Origin of the sequence: Pseudarthrobacter sp. C4D7 (genome assembly GCF_013359725.1) — a bacterium.
GTDB lineage: Bacteria > Actinomycetota > Actinomycetes > Actinomycetales > Micrococcaceae > Arthrobacter.
Genome location: NZ_JABFMW010000004.1, coordinates 162,286 through 186,500, shown reverse-complemented (window position 1 = coordinate 186,500; position 24,215 = coordinate 162,286). Strand labels below are relative to the sequence as shown.

General features: G+C 65.7%; 19 protein-coding genes. 15 read left to right on the top strand and 4 right to left on the bottom strand.

Annotated features, from left to right (window positions below):
• The first annotated feature begins 200 nt into the window (after positions 1-200).
• Positions 201-1,709, top strand: a complete 1,509-nt coding sequence (locus HNO81_RS05425; protein ID WP_175317111.1) for a CCA tRNA nucleotidyltransferase — start codon at positions 201-203, stop codon at positions 1,707-1,709.
• Positions 1,706-2,290: a histidine phosphatase family protein gene (locus HNO81_RS05420; RefSeq protein ID WP_175317110.1), complete on the top strand. Its 585-nt coding sequence runs from the start codon at positions 1,706-1,708 to the stop codon at positions 2,288-2,290. Before HNO81_RS05425 ends, HNO81_RS05420 begins: the two co-directional genes overlap by 4 nt.
• 14 nt (positions 2,291-2,304) lie before the next feature.
• Here the strand turns inward: HNO81_RS05420 and HNO81_RS05415 are convergent, their stop codons facing one another.
• Positions 2,305-2,934, bottom strand: coding sequence for a hypothetical protein (locus tag HNO81_RS05415; RefSeq protein WP_175316959.1), 630 nt, complete (start codon positions 2,932-2,934; stop codon positions 2,305-2,307).
• Here HNO81_RS05415 and HNO81_RS20295 point away from each other — a divergent pair.
• The 13 genes from HNO81_RS20295 to HNO81_RS05355 all read left to right on the top strand — a co-directional run bounded on the left by HNO81_RS20295 (position 2,933) and on the right by HNO81_RS05355 (position 21,325).
• Positions 2,933-3,061, top strand: a complete 129-nt coding sequence (locus HNO81_RS20295; protein ID WP_256398615.1) for a hypothetical protein — start codon at positions 2,933-2,935, stop codon at positions 3,059-3,061. The two genes, HNO81_RS05415 and HNO81_RS20295, sit on opposite strands and share 2 nt — an antisense overlap.
• Positions 3,062-3,108: 47 nt before the next feature.
• Positions 3,109-4,572 (top strand): glycosyltransferase family 87 protein, encoded by a 1,464-nt coding sequence (locus HNO81_RS05410; RefSeq protein ID WP_175317109.1) that lies wholly within the window; start codon positions 3,109-3,111, stop codon positions 4,570-4,572.
• Entirely contained in the window at positions 4,565-6,007 is a 1,443-nt protein-coding gene (locus HNO81_RS05405; protein ID WP_175317108.1) for an NAD(P)/FAD-dependent oxidoreductase, read from the top strand. The genes HNO81_RS05410 and HNO81_RS05405 overlap by 8 nt, the downstream gene beginning before the upstream one ends.
• Positions 6,008-6,076: 69 nt before the next feature.
• Positions 6,077-8,065 carry a penicillin-binding transpeptidase domain-containing protein gene (locus HNO81_RS05400; protein ID WP_175317107.1) on the top strand — a complete coding sequence of 663 codons (1,989 nt, stop codon included), beginning with the start codon at positions 6,077-6,079 and terminating at the stop codon, positions 8,063-8,065.
• A 24-nt stretch (positions 8,066-8,089) separates the two neighbouring features.
• On the top strand, positions 8,090-9,772 hold the full coding sequence (locus HNO81_RS05395; protein WP_175317106.1) for an ATP-binding cassette domain-containing protein: 1,683 nt from the start codon (positions 8,090-8,092) through the stop codon (positions 9,770-9,772).
• Between the two features lie 61 nt (positions 9,773-9,833).
• Positions 9,834-10,607, top strand: coding sequence for a DeoR/GlpR family DNA-binding transcription regulator (locus tag HNO81_RS05390; RefSeq protein ID WP_175317105.1), 774 nt, complete (start codon positions 9,834-9,836; stop codon positions 10,605-10,607).
• Positions 10,604-11,818: an MFS transporter gene (locus tag HNO81_RS05385; RefSeq protein ID WP_175317104.1), complete on the top strand. Its 1,215-nt coding sequence runs from the start codon at positions 10,604-10,606 to the stop codon at positions 11,816-11,818. Before HNO81_RS05390 ends, HNO81_RS05385 begins: the two co-directional genes overlap by 4 nt.
• Positions 11,819-11,840: 22 nt before the next feature.
• Positions 11,841-13,337, top strand: a complete 1,497-nt coding sequence (locus tag HNO81_RS05380; protein ID WP_175317103.1) for a bifunctional phosphatase PAP2/diacylglycerol kinase family protein — start codon at positions 11,841-11,843, stop codon at positions 13,335-13,337.
• A 147-nt stretch (positions 13,338-13,484) separates the two neighbouring features.
• Positions 13,485-14,411, top strand: coding sequence for an ABC transporter ATP-binding protein (locus tag HNO81_RS05375; protein WP_175317102.1), 927 nt, complete (start codon positions 13,485-13,487; stop codon positions 14,409-14,411).
• Entirely contained in the window at positions 14,408-15,301 is an 894-nt protein-coding gene (locus HNO81_RS05370; protein WP_175317101.1) for an ABC transporter permease, read from the top strand. Before HNO81_RS05375 ends, HNO81_RS05370 begins: the two co-directional genes overlap by 4 nt.
• A 272-nt stretch (positions 15,302-15,573) precedes the next feature.
• Positions 15,574-16,992 (top strand): amino acid permease, encoded by a 1,419-nt coding sequence (locus HNO81_RS05365; protein WP_175317100.1) that lies wholly within the window; start codon positions 15,574-15,576, stop codon positions 16,990-16,992.
• 10 nt (positions 16,993-17,002) lie between these two features.
• The gene (locus HNO81_RS05360; protein WP_175317099.1) at positions 17,003-18,304 is read left to right on the top strand and encodes a M18 family aminopeptidase; all 1,302 of its coding nucleotides are present in this window, start codon (positions 17,003-17,005) and stop codon (positions 18,302-18,304) included.
• Between the two features lie 270 nt (positions 18,305-18,574).
• Positions 18,575-21,325 (top strand): WecB/TagA/CpsF family glycosyltransferase, encoded by a 2,751-nt coding sequence (locus HNO81_RS05355; protein ID WP_175317098.1) that lies wholly within the window; start codon positions 18,575-18,577, stop codon positions 21,323-21,325.
• Between the two features lie 42 nt (positions 21,326-21,367).
• Here HNO81_RS05355 and HNO81_RS05350 read toward each other — a convergent pair whose 3' ends face one another.
• From HNO81_RS05350 to HNO81_RS05340, 3 genes are all read right to left on the bottom strand, one after another.
• On the bottom strand, positions 21,368-21,970 hold the full coding sequence (locus HNO81_RS05350) for a hypothetical protein (RefSeq protein ID WP_175317097.1): 603 nt from the start codon (positions 21,968-21,970) through the stop codon (positions 21,368-21,370).
• A gap of 73 nt (positions 21,971-22,043) precedes the next feature.
• Positions 22,044-23,324 carry an O-antigen ligase gene (locus tag HNO81_RS05345; RefSeq protein ID WP_175317096.1) on the bottom strand — a complete coding sequence of 427 codons (1,281 nt, stop codon included), beginning with the start codon at positions 23,322-23,324 and terminating at the stop codon, positions 22,044-22,046.
• A gap of 49 nt (positions 23,325-23,373) precedes the next feature.
• Complete coding sequence (locus tag HNO81_RS05340; RefSeq protein WP_175317095.1) at positions 23,374-24,204, bottom strand: hypothetical protein; 831 nt, start codon at positions 24,202-24,204, stop codon at positions 23,374-23,376.
• Positions 24,205-24,215: the final 11 nt, after the last annotated feature.

Here is a 24,215-nt window from a genome sequence, read left to right as displayed (position 1 = left end):
TTGTCCTCCTGCCTGGAGCGCTCGGTACTGGATGGGCCATGGAGTCCACTCTAACGACTGTTGCCCTCCCGTGATGACCGGAACATGACACCAACATGGACGGGATATGACGTACTTTCCGGAGCGGAACATTAATCAGCGTGGATCGTGACGCTTTTTTGGACTGCCAAGCCGCTGGTTTCTGCCAAGCTTAAGGAACTATGGCGCACGCACATCACAAGATTGATTCCCACACTGTCGACTTCAAGGTGCCTCCGGTGGTCCTTGAGCTTGGGCAGCGCTTTGTGGACGCCGGCCACGAGCTGTCCCTGGTGGGTGGTCCCGTGCGCGACCTTTTCCTGGGCCGGACCTCCCCGGACCTGGACTTCACCACCGATGCCACCCCGGACCAGACGGTTGCGCTGATCAAGAAATGGGCGGACAACTTCTGGGAAATCGGCCGGGCCTTCGGCACCATCGGCATGCGCAAGGCCGGATTCCAGATCGAGATCACCACCTACCGGGCAGAAGCGTACGATCCAGACTCCCGCAAGCCCGTGGTGGCGTTCGGTTCCTCCCTGACGGATGACCTGCTCCGCCGGGACTTCACCATCAACGCCATGGCGCTGAAGCTTCCCGCCATGGAGCTGGTGGACCCCTTCGGCGGGGTGCGGGACCTCCATGCTTCCGTGCTGGCCACACCCGGGGCGCCCGAAGCGTCCTTCTCCGATGATCCCTTGCGCATGATGCGGGCCGCACGGTTCGCCGCCCAGCTGGGGGTTTCGGTGCACGACGACGTCCGCGAAGCCATGACGGAAATGGCCGACCGGATCAAGATCATTTCCGCGGAGCGGGTGCGGGACGAACTGGTCAAGCTGGTTTGCGGGGCCCAGCCGAGGACAGGGATCGACCTCCTGGTGGACACGGGACTGGCCGAGCACGTGCTGCCCGAGGTTTCCGCCCTCCGCCTCGAGTCCGACGAGCACCACCGGCACAAGGACGTCTACCAGCATTCCCTGCAGGTCCTGGAACAGGCCGCCGGGCTGGAAACGGACGGGGACGGACCCGTGCCCGCTCCGGACTTCGTACTGCGCTTCGCAGCCTTGATGCACGACGTCGGGAAGCCGGCGACGCGCCGCTTCGAACCGGGCGGTGCGGTGAGCTTCCGCCACCACGACATGGTGGGTGCCAAGCTAACCAGCAAACGCATGAAGGCGTTGCGGTTCGATAATGACACCACCAAGGCCGTGGCACGGCTGGTGGAGCTCCACATGCGCTTCTACGGGTACGGCGACGCCGGCTGGAGCGACTCCGCCGTCCGGCGTTACGTCACGGATGCCGGGTCGCTGCTGGAGCGGCTGCACCGGCTTACCCGCTCCGACGTCACTACCCGGAACCAGCGGAAGGCCGAGCGCCTGGCCTTCGCCTACGACGACCTCGAATCACGGATCGCCGCCCTCCGTGAACAGGAATCCCTGGACGCGGTGCGCCCGGACCTGGACGGTGCCCGGATTATGGAGCTCTTGGGCCTCAAGCCGGGTCCCGTGGTGGGCCGGGCCTACAAGTTCCTCCTGAATGAACGGATGGACCACGGACCACTGCCCACCGGGGAAGCGGAGGCGCGCCTGCTCCGCTGGTGGGCCGAACAGCCTGAATCAGCACCTGCCGGGCCCGGGGCCGAAGCCTCTCCCGCCGTCGTCGAACCTTCACCCGTTGAGGAGTCCAAATGACCAGTCCCGCCCCCGCCCCGCGCCCCCAGCTCTGGATCCTCCGCCACGGTGAGACCGAGTGGTCCAAGAGCGGGCAGTACACCGGCCTCACCGACCTCCCCCTGACGGTGGAAGGCGAGCAGCAGGCCGTGGAGGCCCGTAAGGTGCTCGATGGCGTCGATTTCGACCTGGTGCTTACCTCCCCGCTGCGCCGTGCACGACGGACCGCTGAACTGGCAGGGTTCCCCGATGCCCGGCACGAACCCCTTGCCGTGGAATGGAACTACGGCGACTACGAAGGCATCAGCTCCGACCTGATCCGCAAGGACAACCCCGATTACCTGATCTGGACCCACGGCGTGCCCAACGGCGAGACCCTGGACGAGGTGGCCGCGAGGGCGGACAAGATCATCGGCCGGATCCTGGAATCCGGGATGGATAACGTGCTGATCGTGGCGCACGGACATTTCTCCCGGATACTGACCGCCCGATGGCTGGAATTACCGCCGACGGAGGGCCGTCACTTTGTCCTGGGGACGGCCAAAGTCTGCACCCTGGGATGGGATAAAAAGACGCCCGCCATTGTCCGCTGGGGCCTCTAAAACTTATTTCCCATTTAGTTCCAAACTTTTTTCCGGAATTGCTGGTTTTCCGCTGGCACCTGGGGTACCTTTATTTCTGAACCCGCGGAAATCTGCCTGGGTTCCAGACCGCATCGCAACTCACGCAGCGGACAGCAGAAAAGGAGGTTGGGATAATGATGACTTTGACTGGCGAATGGAATGCCCTCATCAATGCGTTCCCGGCCGTTGCTGATCCCGTGTGCCTTGCCCCGGTCACCCCGGATGCAGCCATGCCTGCTGTCTTCCCGGGCTCGCTGCTCCGCCGCTAACCGGCCGTTACCGGTAACCGGGGGCTGTCCGCATAGGACGGTTACCGGCAGTGGGACGTTGCGGTTCCACGCTGACTCCTCGAAGAAGCAAGCGGCCTGGCTCCTGCCCTTTCGCCGAATAATTCCCTGCCGGGAGTTCTCGTAGTCTGCAGGCGCGGTTTCCGCAGCTCCTTTTCCATACCCGGCCTCTTTAGTTGCGTTGCCGTGCGCAAATTCAGCAAAATCCCTATGGAATTCGCCAACTAAAGTTGCCATGCCCTTTTGCGCCTGAAAATGGTGCTGATTTGTTGTGCCCTTTTCCATTTGAAATCTATAGCAAAGAAAGGAGGTGCCTCCCTTGATGCGAAGAATCATGAGACTCCTGTCCCTCCCCCTGCAGCGCCGCAGTTCCCTCACCGGCGGGCTGAACAGCGGACTGCTGGAGCAGCACCGGAACGACGTATTCGTGATGCTGCACCAGCAGGTGGGCGGCCTGCGCTGACAGCCGGCCCCGGTTTCCCGCGAGGGGCCGGCTGTAAGCTCGATCCCATGCATGAGACCCAGCCGCCGGACGATGGACGACGGCCCCGCATTGTGGTGCCCAGCCGCAGTGATTCCCTGCTGCGGAATTTCACTGAGCTGGTCGGCGGCCCGTTGGGGACCAGGGCTGAGCCCGGCGTGGTGACCCCCGGCATCTTTACCGTGGAGCGGGTACTTGTTGTCCTCACGGCACTGGCGGCCCTGCTGGGGATCCTGCTGAAGGGATACTGCCGCGCCACCGGGTGGGAGACGCCCACCCAGTTCTACGCCACCTGCTACTCGGACTTTCCGGAGCTGTTCCGGAACCGCGGTATGGCAGCTGGACTCTTTCCCCTCCTGGGCAGTGGCAGCCAATTTGAATACCCGGTGCTCATCGGTTTGATTGCGGGAGTGACGGCGTGGCTGGTGCCCGGCGGGGAGGCCAACGCGCGGGCACTGGCCTACTTCGATATCAACGCCGTCCTTCTGGGGGCGGTGGCCATGGTCACCGTGGTGGTGACCGCGCGCATGCCGGGCCGCCGTCCCTGGGACGCCGCAATGGTGGCCGTCGCGCCGGGAATCGTTCTGGCCGGAACCACCAACTGGGACCTGTGGGCAGCGTGCCTGCTTGCGCTGGGCATGTACTTCTTTGCCCGGCAACGCCTTGTCCCCGCCGGGGTCCTGATAGGCCTGGCCACGGCCACCAAGCTGTACCCGCTGCTGGTACTGGGGGCCATTCTCCTGCTGGCGGTCCGCTCCGGCAGGTGGCGCCCCCTGCTGATCACTGCGGGCAGCGCCGCGGCCACATGGGTGTTGGTGAATGTGCCCTTCGCGGTGGCCAACCCTGCCGGCTGGGCCTATTTCTTCCAGTTCAGCGCCGACCGGGGGGCCGGCTACAGCTCAGCCTGGTTCGCCTACAACCTGGTGGCGGACAGGCTGGGGCAGGCCGGACTGGGGGCGGAAGGCGTCAGTGTGCTCTCCGCCGGGTCTTTTGTGCTGGCCTGCGCAGGAATCACCGCAATTGCGCTGACGGCCCGCCGCCGCCCGCGCCTGGCCCAACTGGCGTTCCTGGTGGTGGCTGCCTTCATCCTGACCAGCAAGGTCTATTCACCCCAGTACGTGGTGTGGCTCATTCCGCTGCTGGCCCTCGCCCGGCCACAGTGGCGTGACTTCCTGGTGTGGCAGGGCATCGAAGCCCTCCATTGGGCCGCCATCTGGCTGTACCTTGGTCAGGTGACCAGCTCAGGTTCCCCGCAGCACAACCTGGACATGCCCTACTACGTCCTGGCCGTAGCCGCCCATATGGCTGCGGTGGGTTACCTCATGGCACGGGTGGTGTGGGACATCTACGACCCCAGGCACGACCCCATCCGGCGCCACCACATCGACGATCCGCACGGCGGACCCTTCGCCAACGCACCGGACCGTCTCCGGCTGAATCCATTCCGGCCCGCCGCTTCTTTCCACCCGTCGAAAGCAAGGTCCCATGCCTGACGTCGCGGTAGTAGGCTCCGGTCCCAACGGACTGTCGGCAGCAGTGGTGATGGCGCGGGCCGGACTGTCCGTGGAAGTCTTCGAGGCGGCAGCCACAATCGGTGGTGGAACCCGGACCACGGAACTGATGCAGCCGGACCACTTCCATGATGTCTGCTCCGCTGTGCACCCCATGGCCCTTGCCTCCCCTTTCTTCCGTGCTTTCGAACTGCCCCGGCGGGTGGACCTGCTCTCTCCGGAGGTGTCCTTCGGCTCGCCGCTGGATGGCGGGCGCGCAGCGCTGGCCTACAAATCGCTGGACAGGACGGCGGCGGAACTAGGGCGTGACGGTGCCGCCTACCGCCGGCTGATGAAACCACTGGTACGGCATATCGACGACGTCATGGACTTCACACAGAACCAGCTCCTCCGGATTCCCCGGAACCCCCTGGTGGCCGGAGTCTATGGACTGCGGACTCTGGAACAGGGAACCGGAATGTGGAACGCGAGGTTCCGGGATGAACTGGCGCCGGCACTCCTCAGCGGTGTTGCCGCACACGCCGTTTCGCATTTGCCCTCCCTCGCAGCCTCAGGCGCCGGCCTCATGCTCGGGGCCCTGGGGCACGCCGGAGGGTGGCCCATCCCCCGTGGCGGCTCCGCGTCAATTGCGGAAGCACTTGCCGATGACATCAGGGCCCACGGTGGCATCATCCACACCGGAACACCGATCGACCGGCTGGAAGAGCTTCCCGCGTCCCGCGCCACCTTGCTGGACGTGGCACCCCGGGGGCTGCTCGACATGGCGGGACATTCCCTTCCCACGCCTTACCGGCGGGCCCTGGAGCGTTTCCGCTACGGCAACGGCTCCTGCAAGGTCGACTTCATCCTTTCCGGGCCGGTGCCATGGCAGGCCGCAGGGCTTTCCGACGCCGGTACTGTGCACGTTGGCGGTACGCGGGCGGAACTGGCGCGCTCGGAGAACGAGGTCAGTGCCGGCCGGCATCCGGAACGGCCCTACGTGCTGGTGGCACAGCAGTCCCGCTTCGACTCCACCCGGGCCCCGGCAGGCCGGCACACGCTCTGGACCTACTGCCATGTGCCCTCCGGCTCAACAAGGGACATGACCAGTCAGGTGGTGGCCCAACTGGAACGGTTCGCGCCGGGTTTCCGGGACCTGGTGGTGGAATCGCATGCCGTCACCGCTGCGGGGCTGGCCGAGTACAACCGCAACTACATCGGGGGCGATTTCAGCGCGGGGGTGATGGACGTCCGCGGGCTTATCCAGAAACCGGTGGTGTCCCCCGTGCCTTGGCGGACCCCGCTGCTGGGCGTCTACCTTTGTTCGTCCTCAACACCACCAGGCCCCGGGGTCACGGGCATGCCCGGGATGCATGCGGCCCGGCACGCCCTCAAGGACATTTTCAAGCTCCCGGTCCCGGATCTGGGACTTTCCTAGGTGCCTGTGCCGGTGGGGGTCAACGCCGGGAATGGCGTTTCCGGCAGCGGCCCGGGGGATAATGGCGCGATGGGGAAATCAACAAAACTTTCGCTTGCTGTAGCTGCGCTCATTCTGGGCACCACACTGGTGGCCTGCGATGACGGGAAATCCGGGGCGGAAGCAGCAGCACAACAACTTGCCGGTGCCGTATCGGCGCTTGACGTAGGGTCTGTGGCTTTCGAAGGCAAGGACGCCGCCGCGGCCAACGACCAGCTCCACCAGGTCTTCGCGGCCCTGGACCCGCAAAAGCCCGACGTCCAGGCCGGCGCCTTGGCGCTGGACGGAGACAAGGCGTCCGCGCCCTTGAACTACACCTGGAAGTTCGGCGACGCGGAGTGGAAGTACACCCTCCCAGCGAATTTCAAAAAGTCCGGTGACAAATGGCTGACCGTCTGGAATCCGGCCATCCTGGCCCCAGGCCTGGCTGACAGTGAGATCGTGACCAAGGGATCCCAATCCCCCCAGCGCGCCGACATCCTGGGAGCCGGTGACGTCCCGCTGGTGACCTACCGCCCCGTGGTGAACGTAGGCATCGACAAACCCCAGCTGGGCACCGCGGACCCGGCTGATTCCGCCGGAAAGCTGGCGGCACTGGTGGGAGTGGACCCCGCCGCGTACGTCCAGCAGGTCAAGGCGGCGGGCGCGCAGGCCTTCGTTTCCGCCATCACGCTGCGTGAAGAGGGACGCACCATCTCCGATGAGCAGATCGCGGCCATTCCCGGCGCACGCGGCATCCCGGCGTCGATCCCCCTGGCCCCGAGCAGGACGTTTGCCCGCGCCGTGCTTGGCTCGGTTGGCGAGGCCACCGCGGAACAGATTGACGCTTCCAACGGTGTCCTGACAGCGGGCGACGTCACGGGCATCGGCGGCCTCCAGCAACAGTATGACCAGCAGCTCCGTGGATCAGACGCCGTGGTGGTCCGCGCGCAGCGGGCGGACCTGACCCGCGAACAGATCCAGTCCGCCGGGACGGACCCCCGGCGGGTCCTGTTCCAGGTGGAGCCCAAACCCGGGACCCCGTTGAAGACCACCCTTGACCCGCGGCTGCAGGCGCTGGCCGAAACCACCCTGGAAAAAGTAGGTCCGGCATCAGCAATTGTGGCTCTCCGCCCCTCCACGGGAGAGGTGCTGGCTGCGGCCTCCGGACCCGGCAGCAACGGCTACAACACCGCCATGCTGGGGCAGTACGCCCCTGGCTCCATCTTCAAGATGGTGGATTCCCTGGCCATGTTCCGCAACGGGATGACGCCGGATTCCACCGTCCAGTGCACGCCAACCCTCACCGTGGACGGACGGACCTTCAAGAACTCCGAAGGCTACCCTGAGACCTCCCTCGGCGCCGTCACGCTGCGCGACGCCTTTGCGCACTCCTGCAACACCGCCTTCATCTCGCAACGCGACGCCGTTTCACAGGGCCAGCTTGAAGCGGCTGCCACGTCCATGGGAGTGGCGGTTGAGGCGCCCAAACTCGGAGCAGAAGCCTTCCTGGGTTCCGTCCCCGGTGAAGCCCAGGGCACGGAACACGCGGCGTCCATGATTGGCCAGGGCAAGGTGCTGCTCTCCCCTTTGGCCGCAGCGATCATGGCCGGATCGGTAGCCAAGGGCGCCCCGGTCTCCGCGCAGCTGGTCCTTAACCCCGACGCCGGTGCTCCCGCCGCCGGGACAACCGCGGGTTCCACCGCGCCGGCAGCCGAAGCGTCGGCGACCGCCACTGCCGAGGCGCCCTCCACGGCGTCGAAGACTCCCATCACCGCCGCGGAGGCGGCATCGTTGGCCGACATGATGCGGGCCGTGGTCACGTCCGGGCACGCCGGCTTCCTGTCCAGCGTCCCTGGCGCACCGGTCGGTGCCAAAACCGGAACGGCCGAGTTCGGGACCGAGAACCCGCCCAAGACCCACGCCTGGATCGTGGCCTTCCACGGCGACCTGTCCGTGGCCGTCTTCGTCGAGGACGGCGGCCTGGGCGCCACCACCTCCGGTCCGCTCCTGAAGCAGTTCCTCACCGCCGCCGGCTAGGTCCGGCATGGGAGGATTGACGGCGTGGCCCATATTGACGTTTCCGGCATCGACTACTTCCTCTCCGACGGCACCCAGCTGCTGAACGGTGTGACCTTCAAGGTCCCGGACGGTACCAAAACTGCCCTGATCGGGCCCAACGGGACAGGCAAAACCACCCTGTTCCGGATCATCGCGGGGGACCTGGTTCCGGACGAAGGCGTCATTGGCCGCTCCGGCAACATGGGCATCATGCGCCAGTTCGTGGGCCAGGTCCGGGACGGCTCCACTGTGCGGGACCTGCTGGTGTCCGCCGCTCCCCCGGCGCTGGCGGCCGCTGCCCGCGAGGTGGACGAGGCTGAACTGGCCATGATGGAGCACGACGACGAGCCCACCCAGATGAGGTATGCCCAGGCGATCGTGGACTGGGGCGACGCCGGGGGCTACGACGTCGAAACCGTCTGGGACGAGGTGTGCATGGCCTCGCTGGGACTCCCCTTTGACCGCGCGCAGCACCGCCCGGCGTCGACCCTTTCCGGAGGCGAGCAGAAACGCCTGGTGCTGGAGGCTCTCTTTGCCGGCCCGGACGACCTCCTGCTCCTGGACGAACCGGACAACTACCTGGACGTCCCGGGCAAGCGCTGGCTCGAGGAAAAGCTGAACGAATCGAAGAAGACGGTGTTCTTTATCAGCCACGACCGGGAACTGCTGAACAACGCGGCCGGCCGCATTGTCACCCTGGAGCCCGGAATCAATGGCGCCGCGGCATGGATCCACGGTGGCGGCTTCGGGTCCTACGTGGAGGCCCGCGCAGACCGGAATGCGCGCTTCGAGGAACTCCGCAAGCGCTGGGACGAGGAGCACATCAAGCTCAAGGAACTCGTCAACATGTACAAGAACAAGGCTGCGTTCCGCTCTGACATGGCCAACCGGTACCACGCGGCGCAGACCCGGCTGGCGAAGTTCCTGGAGGCCGGGCCGCCCGAGGCCCTGCCCATCGAGCAGAACGTCCAGATGCGGCTCAAGGGCGGCCGGACCGCCAAACGGGCCATCGTGGCGGAACGCCTGGAGCTTACCGGCCTGATGAAGGCGTTTTCCACGGAGGTGTGGTTTGGTGACCGCGTGGGCGTGCTGGGCTCCAACGGCTCCGGCAAATCGCACTTCCTGCGGCTGCTCGCCACCGGCGGCACGGACCCCGAGCGCGAGCACCTGCCCGTGTCCGACGTCGAGATCAAGGAAGTTCCGCACGAGGGCACCGTGAAACTCGGCGCCAGGATCCGGCCCGGATTCTTTGCCCAGACCCACGTGCGTCCGGACCTGTTGGGCAAGACCCTCCTGGAAATCCTGCACCGCGGCGACGAACACCGCTCCGGGCTGGGCCGCGAGGCCGCTGCCGGCGCACTGGATGGCTACGGACTGGCTGCGCAGTCGGAACAGAAGTATGAGTCCCTCTCCGGCGGCCAACAGGCCCGGTTCCAGATCCTGCTCCTGCAGCTCAGCGGCGCCACGCTGCTCCTGCTGGACGAACCCACGGACAACCTGGACCTGCACTCGGCCGAAGCACTGGAACGGGCCATCGACCATTTCGAAGGCACCGTCCTCGCCGTCACGCACGACCGCTGGTTTGCCCGGACGTTCGACCGGTTCCTGGTCTTTGGCTCGGACGGAAAGGTCTACGAGTCCGCGGAGCCCGTGTGGGACGAACAGCGGGTGGACCGCGTCCGCTGAGATCTACGGGGTTGGTGATCAGCCCTGTGAGCAAATGATCAAAAACTGTTAGCATTTGATCATGAAAACTGATGACCGACACCGGGTCATCGCTGAGGTCCTCCGGCGGAAACCGGAAGTGGGCGTGGAAGAGCTCATGCAGGCCTGCGGCGCCTCCGGTGCGACCATCCGCCGCGACCTTGAGGTACTCGCCGCCCATGGCGTGCTGCGCAGAGTCCACGGCGGTGCCAGGAGCCTGATCGGGCAGGGGCAGAACCCCGGCTACGGACAGCGCGAGCTGGAGGAACAGGACGGCAAGCGACGGATTGCGGCCGCCGTCGCAGGCCTCCTTGCTGACCGCGAACACGTCTGGCTGGACAGCGGGAGCACAGCCACCGCCGTGGCTCGGGCCGTGGCAGGCAGGGAGCTGACGCTGATGCCGATGTCCCTCCAGGCCCTCAACGCGGTGGCCGGGGGTGAGGACGCTAATGGCCAGCACCCGGCGCTCTTGCTGCCGGGGGGCAGCGTAGTGCCCGGCGAACTTTCCTTCTGCGGACCCCTTGCCGAGTCCAACATCAGGTCCCTCCGCTTCGACACCGCTGTCCTCACGCCCTGTGCCGTGGACTTCAAGGACGGCCTCCTGGCCCACGACCTTGACGATGCGGCAGTCAAGACCGCCGGCCTGGACTCAGCCGCGCGGGTGGTCGTGGCCGCCTCCGCTGCCAAGTGGGAGGCCCACGCCAGGGTGCTCGTGGCCGGCCTGGCCCGGGTGGACGTCATCGTGACAGACCGGACATTCAGCGCGCAGGAATATGCCGAACTCAAAAAGTACTCAGTGGAAGTAGTGAGCGTATGAGCACCAACACCGGCACCGAACAGCAGGCAGGCCTGAAGGCCGCCGCTGTGGCAACGTTCGTGGTTTTCGGCATCAACGGGCTGGTCTTTGCCAGCTGGGCAGCCAGGATCCCCGCCGTCACCCAGACGCTGCAGATCACGTCGGGCCAAATGGGCACCCTGCTGTTGTGCACGGCCGTCGGCTCACTCCTCGCACTGCCCACCGCCGGCCTGGTGGTGGGCAGGATCGGGACGGCCAATACGGTACGGTTTGCCGGGCTCCTGGCGGCAGCTGCCGGAGTTGGCATCGCCTTGTCACTTCTTTCCGTCTCCATTCCCGGAACAGCCGTGTCACTGTTCTTCTTCGGCATTGGAATCGGCCTCTGGGATGTGGCGCAAAACATCGAAGGGGCAGACGTAGAGCACAAGCTCATGCGGACCGTCATGCCCCAGTTCCATGCAGCTTTCAGTGGCGGCGCCTTCGTCGGCGCCCTGCTGGGGGCTGGGCTGTCAACCCTCGGCGTAGACCTGCCCCTGCACCTCCTGGTCATCGCGGCCGTCGTGGTGGTGGTGGCACTGGCCGTGCCCCGCTACTTCCTCCCCCACGTATCCGCGGCTTCAGTGGAAGGGGAGCCGAAGGCGGCCAAGGGGCCATCCGCCTGGCGGGACAGCAGGACCCTGCTCATCGGCGTGGTGGTCCTTGGAGCAACCCTCACCGAAGGGGCGGGCAACGACTGGATCGCCAAGGCCTCCGTAGACGGCCTGGGCACCTCCGAATCCACCGGTGCCCTAATGTTCGCCCTGTTCGTCCTGGCCATGACGGCCATGCGGTTCCTTGGCGGCCGGGTGATCGACAAATACGGACGGGTGGTTGTCCTGCGGGCCAGCATGGCCGCCGCGGCCGCCGGGCTGGGCCTCTTCGTGCTGGCAACCAATATCTGGCTGGCCGGCGTCGGCGCGGCCCTCTGGGGAGTAGGAGCCGCCCTGGCTTTCCCCATGGGCATGTCCGCTGCTTCCGACGATCCAAAGCATTCAGCAGCGCGCGTCTCTGTTGTATCCACATTGGGGTATATATCGTTCCTTGCCGGGCCGCCCCTGCTGGGCTACCTCGGTGACCTGACTGGCATCCACACCGCGCTGCTGGCCATCATGGCGCCCATCCTCCTGGCGCTGGTCCTTGCCGGAGCCGCCCGGCCACTGCGGATGGAGCAGGAGCAGGCGCCGCGGGACTAGCTGCCGGGGTTAGGGTGATCACATGCAAAGCACCAGCCCGGGGGGCCGGACGTGGATTAGCCGCCTCGATAGGTACCTCTTGGGGTATGTTTCCCGCCTGCCGGGAGGGAACCATGATGACTTCTTCCGCCGCCTGTCCGCCTCTGCCAACCAAGGCAAACTGTGGATGGCGGCGGCCGCTGTCCTGGCACTGTTCCCGGGCAAGACGCGAAGGGCAGCGGTGCACGGCCTGCTCGCCCAGGGAGTAGCCTCCGCCGTCACCAATGTGGTGTTCAAAACGCTGCTGCCCCGGACGCGTCCGCTGCCGGAGCATCTGCCCGTCTTCCGCTTCGTGCACCCGCAACCCACGAGCTCCTCCATGCCGTCCGGGCACTCGGCGTCAGCCGTGGCTTTTGCAGTAGGAGTGGGGCTGGTGCGTCCGGCCCTCGGTGCAGCCCTGGCGCCGGCTGCCCTGGGCGTGGCCTACTCGCGGGTCCACACCGGTGCACACTGGCCGTCGGATGTTCTGTTCGGGTCGGCGCTTGGTGCCGGTGCCGCCCTGGTAACGCGCCACTGGTGGCCGGTCCGGCCGCCCATCCCCCAGACCTCACGGGCCTGGACCAGCGCGCCGGCACTCCCGGGCGGTGAGGGCCTCAGCATCGTGGTCAATACCTTGGGCGGCTCATTCAAGGAGGAGACTGCATCGGCGCTTCAAGAAGTATTTCCCAAGGCGCATATAACTACCGTGCAGCCTTATGAGGACCTGGTGCAGCGCATCAACGCCGCCGCCGGCTCTCCCGGAACCCTGGCGCTGGGCGTGTGGGGCGGAGACGGGACGGTAGGCGCAGCGGCCGCCGCCGCCGTCGAACGTTCAATTCCCCTGCTGGTCCTGCCGGGCGGAACACTCAACCATTTCGCGCGCGACGCTGGAACCGGAAGCCTGAAGGATGCGGTGAAAGCGGCCACGAACGGTGAGGCCGCCCTGGCCGACGTCGGCATGGTCACTGCTGAACGGGGACTGGCCGGCAACCCGGAGGTTTCACACCTGGTCATGCTTAATACCTCGAGCGTGGGCCTGTATCCGAATTTTGTGCGGCGGCGGGAGCACCTGCAGCGGGCGCTGGGGAAGCCCCTGGCCGGCGTCGTGGCCATGTTCCGGACGTTCGCCGCCGGGACCCCCACCACCCTGAGTGTGGACGGCGTCCGGCACAAGGTGTGGATTGCCTATCTGGGCCGGGGCCGCTTCTACCCGCGGGACCACGCGCCGCTGATCAGGCCGGTAATGGATGACGGTGTCCTGGACGTCCGCCTGATCACCGCTGATGAACGCTTTGCCCGGCTCCGCCTTCTCTGGTCCGTGCTTACGGGTACGGTGGCAAGCTCCGGGATCACGCACCTCCGGGAGGCAACAAAAGTCAGGATCGACGCCGGTGGCGGCCCCATGGCGCTGGCGGTGGACGGAGAAGCGCTGGCCGGGGTGCGCAAAGTGGCCTATGAAGTCCGACCCAGGGCTCTGACGTACTACTCTCCCCGGCCCTAGTGCAGCTCGTGCAGTGGAGGGCTACCCTGATTCTCCCCTGAATCATCCCTGAAAGCGGCGAAAAGCGGTGGCGGCCTCGGTAGCGTGGGGAAGGTACCCGCACCCAACAACGTCTGCAGCCGTCCGCTGCCGTTCAAAGGATGATTCATGATCGAGGTAAACGGGCTGACCAAGGTCTACGGCGACAAAACCGCCGTAGCCGGGGTCAGTTTCACCGTCAGGGCAGGGCAAGTCACCGGCTTCCTGGGCCCCAACGGGGCAGGAAAATCCACCACCATGCGCATGATCATGGGCCTGGACCGTCCGACGTCGGGGTCTGCCATGGTGAACGGCCTGCCCTATGTCCAGCACAAGGCACCCCTGCGCGAGGTGGGTGCGCTGCTTGACGCCAAAGCCGTCCACACCAGCCGCAGCGCCTACAACCACCTGCTGGCCATGGCAGCCACCCACAGCATCCCCAAGTCCCGGGTGCATGAGGTGATCGAGATGACCGGGCTGGAAGCCGTGGCGCGGAAGAAGGCCGGCGGTTTTTCGCTGGGCATGGGCCAGCGCCTGGGCATCGCGGCTGCCCTGCTGGGGGATCCCCAGACGCTCATCCTCGACGAACCGGTCAACGGGCTGGACCCCGAGGGCGTGGTGTGGGTGCGCAACCTGGTCCGGTACCTCGCCGGGCAGGGCCGCACTGTGTTCCTCTCCAGCCACCTGATGAGTGAAATGGCGCAAACAGCCGACCACCTGGTGGTCATTGGCCGCGGCCGCGTCATTGCCGACGCACCCATCCAGGACATCATCACCGGCAAGGGCCAATCCCGTGTCCGCCTCCGCACCGACCAGCCCGACCGCCTCCACCAACTGCTCGCCGAACGCGGTGCAACCATTGCTTCTCCGGAGCGTGAACTGCTGGAAGTGACGGGCCTGGACCCGAGGAACATCGCAGCCCTGGCCCTGGAGAACCAGGTCATGGTGTATGAACTCACGCCCCTTGTTGCAAGCCTCGAGGAAGCGTACATGGAACTGACCAAAGACGACGTCGAATACCACTCCCTGCCCGCTGCGGAGGTAAGCCACTCATGAGCTCCACGACCACTGAATCCTTCCCCCCGCGCGAACCTGCAGCCTCCCCCGCCGGGCCAGGCGCACGCAATGCCGGCCAGTCCCTTCCCGGGCCAACATTCCTCCGGGTCCTCAACTCTGAAGTCATCAAATTCCGGAGCCTGCTCTCCACGCTGATCCTGCTCGCCTCCACCGCGGTGGTCATGGTCGGCTTTGGTGCCCTGTCGGCATGGGGGACGGGCCAGTTCGCCGATGCGGCCAATCGGGATCCGCAGGCCGCGGCCCGGATGGCCGCCCAGGGCGGAGACCTGGCCGTCAGCGTGCCCACATCCGGCATCGCCTTCGCCCAGCTGATCCTGGGCTCACTCGGCGTGCTCCTGATGAGCTCGGAATTCACCACTGGCATGGCGCGGTCCACCTTTGCGGCAGTGCCCCGGCGCCTTCCCGCTTTCGCTGCCAAGCTGGTGGTGGTGATGGTGACATCGTTCGTGGTCACTGCCGCCTCCACCTGGGTAGCGGGACTGGTCGCTGTACCCGTGCTGGACAACTACGGCCTCAAGCTGGACCTGGGAAGCTCACAGTCGGTGAAACTCCTCCTGGTCAACAGCGTCTATGTGGCGGCCGTCGCTGCCATCGGCATGGCCCTGGGCACCCTGATCAGGAATTCGGCCGGCGGCATCATGAGCCTGGTGGGCATCTTCTTCGTGGCACCCATTGCGTTCCAGCTCATCCCCGGCGACTTCTTTACGGAGGCCCGCAAATACCTGCCGGGCAACACCGTGGAGCCGTTGACGGCGGCGCAGCACGTTCCGGACACCCTTGAGGCGTGGCAGGCCGGCCTGGTCCTCGGCGCCTGGGTGGTCATCCCCGTCCTGCTCGCCGGCATTCTGTTGAAGCGGCGGGACGTATAGTCCCTGGACCCGGATTCCGCCACGCGCCACACCGGGCGCGTGGTTTCGGGCACATTACAAATATGCCTGAAGGAAAACTTTTGTTACTCCCAAGTGTTTCTGCTTGGAGCGCCGTCCTGTTGGCGGGAAGCAGGTCTGTTGGACTGCACAAAGCAAGGCGCATAATGGCGGATCTAGGGTGAAACGACGATGTGGTGCATGACACGGTCTTCCGCCGGTGCACCAAGGCACGTCGCTCAAACCATGCTATTTCCCAACAGGACGGCGCTTCCATGCATGCTGACCAGCAACTTTCAAAGTCCCTGAAACCCAGGCACCTGTCCATGATCGCCATTGCCGGCGTCATTGGTGCGGGCCTTTTCGTCGGCTCGGGGGCAGCCATCCAGCAGGCCGGACCGGGCATCCTCGTGGCGTATGCAGCAGCCGGGCTGGTGGTCATCCTGGTGATGCGCATGCTGGGCGAGATGGCGGCGGCAAACCCGGAGACAGGCTCCTTCTCCACCTATGCGGACAAGGCACTGGGCCGGTGGGCGGGTTTCAGCATCGGCTGGCTCTACGCCTGGTTCTGGATCATCGTCCTGGGAATCGAGGCCACCGCCGGCGCCGCCATCATGCACCGCTGGGTGCCGGGCATTGACCAGTGGGTATGGGCCCTTGTGCTCATGGTGCTGCTGACGCTCACCAACCTCGGTTCCGTAAAGTCCTACGGCGAGTTCGAGTTCTGGTTCGCCTCCATCAAGGTGGCGGCAATCGTCCTCTTCCTCATCTTTGGCGTCGCCGCCATCCTCGGCCTCATCCCCGGCGTCCCCGCACCCGGCCTGGACAACCTGGTCAATAACGGCGGGTTCATGCCCAATGGTCCGGGAGCCGTGCTGGCCGGCATCCTCGTGGTGGTCTTCTCCTTCTTCGGCGCCGAGATCGCCACCATCGCGGCCGGCGAATCCGAGAACCCCGTGGATGCCGTCAAGAAGGCCGTCAAATCCACCGTATGGCGCATCCTGGTCTTCTACATCGGCTCCATCGCGATCGTGGTCACGCTGCTTCCTTGGAACTCCGCCTCCGTGGCCAAGAGCCCGTACGTGGCAGTCATCGAACTCTTCGGCATCCCCGGTGCCGGAACCATCATGGACGTCGTGGTGCTGACCTCTGTCCTCTCCTGCCTGAATTCCGGGCTGTACACCGCCAGCCGCATGCTGTTCTCCCTCTCCACCCGCGGTGACGCCCCGCGCTCCTGGACCCGTATCTCCCGCCGCGGAGTCCCGGCCGCTGCCGTCCTGGCCTCCACCGTGGTCGGCTTCGTCACGGTGGGCCTGAACTACATCGCCCCGGACACCGTGTTCCTCTTCCTGGTCAACACTTCCGGCGCCATCGCCCTGTTCGTGTGGCTGGTCATCTCGGCCTCGCAGCTGGTCCTCCGCCGTCGGATGGGTGCCGCAGCGAAGGACCTGCAGCTGAAGATGTGGCTGTTCCCGTACCTCACCTGGGCAGCCATCATCAGCATCGTGGCCCTGCTCATCGGTATGGTGATCGTGGAATCAACCCGGGAATCCCTGCTGCTCTCACTGGCACTGGCCGCCGTCGTGGTCGCCCTGGGCGTACTCCGCTACCGGCGGAAGGATGCCGCAGGCGCCGGACAGGCCGCCGCAGCAGCCGAGGCTGCACCGGCTTCAGCGGAGCAGACGCAGCGCTAGACTCGGGACCATGCCTTTGCCTTCCTCTGCCGCAGACCACATCCAGGATCTTGGCGCGTATGTCAGCGCATCGCCGTCGAGCTTCCACGCTGCGCATGAGGGGGGCAGGCGGCTGGAGGAGGCCGGATTCGTCCGCCTGGATGAGCTGCAGCCGTGGGAGGGCGGCGCTGGATCGTTCTTCGTGATCCGCGACGGTGCACTGATCGCGTGGGTGGTCCCGGAAGGAGCAGGGCCGGCCACGGGGTTCAACATCCTGGGGGCGCACACCGATTCGCCGTCGTTCAAGCTGAAGCCCAAGCCCACCACCGGTGCCCATGGCTGGCTGCAGGCCGGGGTGGAAATTTACGGCGGACCACTGCTCAACTCCTGGCTGGACCGCGAGCTCCGGCTCGCGGGCCGGCTGGTGATGCTCGACGGCACGGAGCACCTCACAGCCACGGGCCCGCTGCTGCGCTTCGCGCAGTTGGCCATCCACCTGGACCGTGCGGTGAACGAGGGCCTGGCCCTGGACAAACAACGCCACATGAATCCCGTGTGGGGCCTGGGAAATCCCACGGACTCGGACCTGCTGGGCGTGCTGGCGGCCTCGGTAGCCGGCGCAAGCGTCGACACGGGGCAGATTGGCGGGTACGACGTCGTCATTGCGGACACGCAGGCACCGGCAGTTTTCGGGGGCAAGGGGGAGTTCTTCGCATCCGGGCGGCTGGACAACCTTTCGGCCACGCATGCAGGCCTGGCGGCTTTGGCGGCCCACGCCCAGTCCGGGTCTCAGGGCGGCCCCATCGCAGTCCTCGCCGCTTTTGACCACGAGGAAATCGGGTCCAACTCCCGCTCCGGTGCGTGCGGACCCATCCTCGAAGACGTGCTGGTGCGCATCTCCGACGGCCTCGGCGCCACGGTGAGCCAGCGCCGGCAGGCCCTGGCGGCGTCGTTCTGCCTTTCCGCCGATGCCGGCCACGCCGTGCACCCGAACTACCCCGAGCGGCATGATCCCGCCAACCACCCGGTGCTGAACGGCGGCCCGCTGCTGAAGATCAATGCCAACCAGCGCTACGCCACGGACGCCTTCGGTGCGGCGTTCTGGGCGCGGCTCTGCGGTGAGGCCGGGGTGCCGTACCAGGAGTTCGTCTCCAACAACGTGGTGCCCTGCGGCTCCACCATCGGCCCGCTCACTGCCACCCGGCTGGGCATCCGCACCGTGGACGTAGGCGTGCCGCTGCTGTCCATGCACTCCGCCCGCGAACTGTGCGGCGTGGAGGATCCCCGGCGCCTTGCCGCCGTCACGGAGCTGTTCTTCCGGACTGCGGCATAGTTCCCCTGCTCGCCGGCCACCACAAAGCACCGTGCGGATATCCACATAGTCCTTGCCGCCGTATGGTTCGGCTCCCAAGACCCACCTAGCGTTGGACTGGAGATGCCAGCGGGGTGATTGAGCCAGGTTCCGGCTCCGTCACGTCCTCCTGCCGGCGTCGCTTTGCCAGGTAAGCGACAGCAGGGCCGCCAAGCCGGCCCGCAGGCGTGCCGGGGGAGTGCAGACCCCCTTCATGCCGCTTCGCGAGTGGGCCGCGAACATGGAGCCGGAATGACATCTGCACGAGGAGACCTTCGCCGCCGTATCCACGGGCTGGGGACGGTGGATCGGGTCGCCCCCAAAAGCGTTGCCCACAGAGCGGAACGGCGGCCATCCGCTGCCTCCCGCTCCACGGGTTCCGCCCCCGCCCGGATCCAGGGCATGAAGGTGAACCTCGGTGGGGTCGCCGTTGACCTGATGGGCCGCGACGAGGCCGTGGCGAGCATCATGCAGCGCGCTGTCTCCGGCGGTCCAAAGCCACTGGGTGTGCTGTCCGCAAACCTGGACCACCTGAACCACTTCGGTGCCGGTGGCCGGTGGGAGAACACCCTGGACATCGCCGCCGTCGAATGGATGACGCTGCTGGACGGTGCGCCATTGGTAGCCAAAGCCGCCGAACTCACGGGTCAACGCTGGCCGCGCCTGGCGGGAAGCGACCTGATCGGGCAGATTCTCGACACCGCGGCAGTGCGGGGGCTTTCTGTAGGATTCCTGGGCGGAAGCGAGGAAGCCCAGCGCATGGCCGCGGACCGGCTTGGAACCGAAAAGCCGCTGCTGCGTGTAGCCGGTTGGTGGGCACCAGCCCGGCACGTCCTGACGGACCCGCGGGCATCGCGGCGCCTGTGCCGTGAGATCAGTGCTGCGGGTGCGGACATCCTGTTGGTTTGCATGGGCAAGCCCCGGCAGGAACTCTGGATAGCGGAGTACGGCCATCTCACGGGTGCCAAGGTCCTGCTGGCCTTCGGCGCCGTGGTGGACTTCCTGGCCGGGAACGTCCGGCGCGCGCCGGCGCAAGTGAGCTCCATGGGACTCGAATGGGCCTGGCGCTTGGCCATCGAGCCGCGGAGGCTTGCCAGGCGGTACCTGCTGGAAGGACCCGAATCCTACCTACGGCTCCGCCGGCACAGCGCAACACCCGTGCCCGGCGTGCTATCAGTGCCCAACGCCCCGGCCGGGACTGCCCGGGCCCGCAAGCCCAGGCCCCTGGGCTTTACCCCCGTCGACAGGCATGCCGACGTTGCGGCGCTGGTGGTCACGTACAACAACGGCGCCGATGTATGCCGATTGCTTGAAAGCCTCCTGCAGGAAACAAAAGACCAATCGATCAAAGTGGTCGTGGCCGACAACTCGCCCACCCCTGACACCTTGGCCTGCCTGCAGAAGTACCCGGAGATCATGGCCTTCGCCACGGGGGGAAATCTGGGCTATGCCGGCGGTATCAACGCTGCCTATGCAAAAGCCGGCCCTGCTGACACCTACTTGGTGCTCAACCCGGACCTGCGTGTTCAGCATGGGGCCGTCCAGGCTCTCCGTGCGTCCATGGCGAGGACAGGCGCAGCTGTTGTTGTCCCCCTTCTGCAGGACGAGGATGGGACGCTGTACCCGTCCCTGCGCCGCGAGCCAACCATCCTGCGCGCACTCGGCGACGCCGCCCTGGGCAGCAAATTCCCAAGCCGCCCCGGGTGGCTCTCGGAAATGGATTTCGACGCTGAGAGCTACGCCCATCCGCACAAGGTGGAATGGGCCACCGGCGCTGCCCTGCTGGTCCGGGCTGACGTGGCAGCGCAGGTGGGCAGCTGGGATGAGAGCTACTTCCTGTATTCCGAAGAGACGGACTACCTGCACCGGGTCCGCGACATGAAGGCCGCCATCTGGTTCGAGCCCCTGGCCGCCATGACGCACTGCCGTGGAGGGTCGGGAAGCTCACCGGCGCTTGATGCGTTGATGACCGCAAACCGGATCCGCTACGCCCGCAAGTTCCACAACGTCAGCTATGCGCGGGCCTTCCGGGCGGCTGTCCTGCTGTCCGCGCTGCTGCGGGCGCCCCTTGCCGGACACCGGGGAATCCTGGGGCTTGTTGCCTGGGAGTCCCGCTGGGCGGACCTTCCCCATGCCGTTGCATACCCGACGTCGACTGGCGTTGATGCGGACTTCCCGGCCGGGGCAGTCATTATCCCTGCACACAATGAAGCATCGGTTCTCGGCAGAACCCTCGCGGCTCTCGAGTTACCCCTGGCCACCGGCCGCGTCGAGGTGATTGTGGCGTGCAACGGCTGCAGCGACGGCACCGAGGCAGTTGCACGGTCCACCCCGGGCGTGCAGGTCCTACACGTGGGGGAGGCGTCCAAGGTTGCGGCCCTCAACGCTGCGGACAGGGCAGCCACCCGCTGGCCCCGCATATATGTGGACGCGGATATTGAGGTACCGGCGGAGGCGCTGCGGGCCACCATGGAAGCACTCTCGGCCACACCGGGAGTGCTCTGTGCCCGGCCGGCCTTTGTCTACGACACGTTCGGAGCCTCCTGGCCGGTCCGTGCCTACTACCGTGCCCGGAACCGTCTTCCCCAGGCATCAGGATCGATGTGGGGCGCCGGCGTTTACGGACTCAATGAAGAGGGCCATGAGCGCCTGGGGGCATTCCCTCCAGTAACCGCAGACGACTGCTACATCGACCAGCTCTTCAGCACGTCCGAAAAGCTGGTGGTGGAGTGCGTTCCGGTTATTGTCCGAACACCGCGTTCCACCCAGCTGCTTCTTTCAACGCTCCGCAGGGTGTACCGGGGAAACAGCGAACTGCGGAGCATGGGCGGCGCCCGGACGGGGCGGACGCTGCGTGAACTTTTTGCCGCCGTCGAAGGACCGGCTACCGCCTTGGACGCCCTGGTGTATGCAGCTTTCGCTGTAGCCGGCCGCGTGGCACGGAAACGTCGTCCGGGGAGCGCGTGGGAGCGCGACGAAAGCAGCCGGATCCCGGAACTGTAAAAGCGTGGAGGGGATCCCACATCCCCTTTGCCGCCTGCAGGCCTATGCATCCAACAGGGACTTTTTACCGCGTGGTTTGTTGCGGGCTTTCAGCTTTGCTTTGCCGGTCATGAGGGCTGCCCCACTGGCCAGTGCAAGGGCAAGGACAGTGAGGGCACCCACGGCGGCGGGCCGGTTCGTGCCGTGATAGCTGGTGGTGGGTACGGACGGTGAAAGCTCAGTGGAAATCCGGGCTGTCGGAATGACCCCCAGTGCTCTCTGCTCCTGCCCTGCGGACAAAGTGATGCTGTCCGCCAGTTGCATGGCCCTCTGCGTCGCAGTTGCTTCGTCTTCCGACACGACTTCAATGGACACTACGGCCCTCTTGAAGGAACGCTGCCACTGACTTCCCGCGTTGGGCTGGTAGACGCGATACCCCTCCCGGATTCCTGCTGCGAAAAGACTGGCTCCGTTCAGCTCGATGTCCGGTTCAGCGCTTTTAGTGATGGCCCGTCGTTGAATCACAGCCGCGAACTGCACGACATCCTGGGAATCGGAGCGCAGTGGATTGCCTGCAGCAGCCCCCGCGGGCGGCAGGAAAACCACATCCACACGGGACCAGTAGACGCCCTTGCTCTGGCCGGCCGCAATGATGATCGGCACCATAAGAGCCAGTATGACCAGGGCCGCGGGCCACCGACGAAGCACCGCCCCTCGGGGTGCAGGTTTCATGAAGCGGCTAGCCATGACCTGCCTCCACATCAACATCTTTGAGCCGCCAGAAGGCACCGCACAGGCCGAGAACCAGGAACAACACGCCGGCTGCTTGGGGGAATGACAATGCATCGAAGAAGCCCGTCAGCACTGCTCCCGCTACGACGCTGGCCGCCAGTCCGGGACCGAGGCTCCGGAAGAGTGGCTGTGTAGAGCGCCTTCCTGCCTTGATTGCCACAACGACTGCGGTAGCCGCCACGCCGGCGAAGGCCGCCAGCCCCAGCGCGCCGGTTTCCACCAGCGTGAGCAGGTACTGGTTGTCGAGGATCCGGTACGCAGGCAGGAAGGTGCCAAAGCCGCGGCCAAACACCGGATTGAGCTGCCAAAATGACCAGACAACTGTGTAGCTGTCCGTTCTCGAGTCCACACCCGGATCATGCTCGCCGAACAGATTCAACAGCGTGCCCATCATGCCCGGAACCATGATCCACACGACTCCCAGAAGCCCCAGGGCTGCAACCGCAGCCTTTCGACGAACATCCGCCGTCCAAAAGGGCACAAGAACCACGGTGGCAACGGCCACCCCGACAATTGCCGACCTTGAAACGGAGAGCGCTGCCGCAGTGGCAATGGCGGCCACCGGGAACCAGCGCATGAGTGCGTTCTGCTTCCTGTCGTGGAGGGCCAGGCTGACGGCGATGGGAAAGAACATAGAGAGCACGTAGGCGTACTCCAGGGGATTCCGGGCCGTTGAGGAGGGCCGGTTGAAGCCTCCCCGTTCCTGGAGGGCGCCGAAGTCGCTGACTGCCAGCCCGGGAAGGGAAATACCTTCCACAAAAGACTGTCCTGTGACGAACTGGACAACCCCCAGGGTCGCGTACATCCCGCACAGGAGGCAGCACCAGCGGAGCAGTTGGATCAAACGGCGCCTGCTCGGGATGCCGTCAGCCGCGACCGCCAGGATACCCATGAACGAAGCAGCCCTCAGCAACCCCAGGTTGAGCCCATTGCTTTCGGGGTCTGAGAGGGCACGCAGTGATCCAGCGGCGTAGCTTGCCAGGATGCAGAGCAGGAGAATGACTATGGCGGTCCGCACTGGCTGGGCCGGGGCGGGGAAAAGCCGGGCTTCCCGCTGAGCCGCATACCATCCCCACCACGGCAGGAAGAGCAGCGCGAGAAGCATCGCCGGAACGCCTGCCCCACCAAGGGGCTCGATGGTCCGGTTGGACGGAATGGCAAGCAGAACCAGGAGCAGCAGCGCCAGGGCATCCACGGCATCCCAGCTGCCATCTGCCCGCTTGCGCAAAGGGCGGCGTAATCGCGTCCCTGCAACGGCTGTGCCGCTTGAGATACGTTCAGGGCTTTGCGGCATCCACGTGTTCCCGCCCGTGTGCAGGGTCCTCATCCGTCAACCGGGAGTTGCTGTTGGTCCCGGCCCCGGATCCGGCCCGTGTTGGTCCATGGGTCCTGTTGCGCCTGCCGGCGGCACCCGCGCCAACATGCCGAGGACCTTCAACGACAAAATCCTCCTTCCGTGGAGAGGCCGGCTTCACCGAGGGTTCGCCGACGTTGGGAGGAACGCCGTCGCGGCGCCGGCGGAGAAGGACCTTATCCAGTTGGCCGGTCAAAATGACTGTTCCAGCGATTCCCACTGCAGCCAGGGCCAGGAGGGTCCGGCTTCTGCCGCTGCCGTTGGCCACCGCTTCATCATCTTGCGAAAGCGGGAGCGAGGTCATCCGTGAAGCGGCGCTCAGGTTGAGTGCGTCCTGCAGCGACGTGAGGTTCTCCGGCACCGAGCCGAGGACCTGGCGGAGCACGCTGAGGGTTTCAGTGGCATTGGGTCCGCTGACGGAAATTCGGACAATCGGACCATTCGTGGAGGGTTCCCGTACGGCGGTGTATTCGGTGTCGGGAAAATTGTCCGAGACTTTGTGCTGGACTTCGGGCGAATTCAACTTCACGATCAGCACACCGAGTGCCTGTTCCAGTCCACCCATGTACAGGAACGGGTTGTCTCCCGAAATGACAGCAGTTGCCGGGGGCACCAGGGCAACGCTGCCGGAGGCCTCGTATTTGACGGGAGACTGGCCGTAGGCTAGTCCCGCTATGGCAGCTGTTATCAAAATCCCTGCCGCTACGATGTACCACCGACGCCTAAGGCTGTCGTACAGGTCACGCAAGAACATGGTTTACTCCT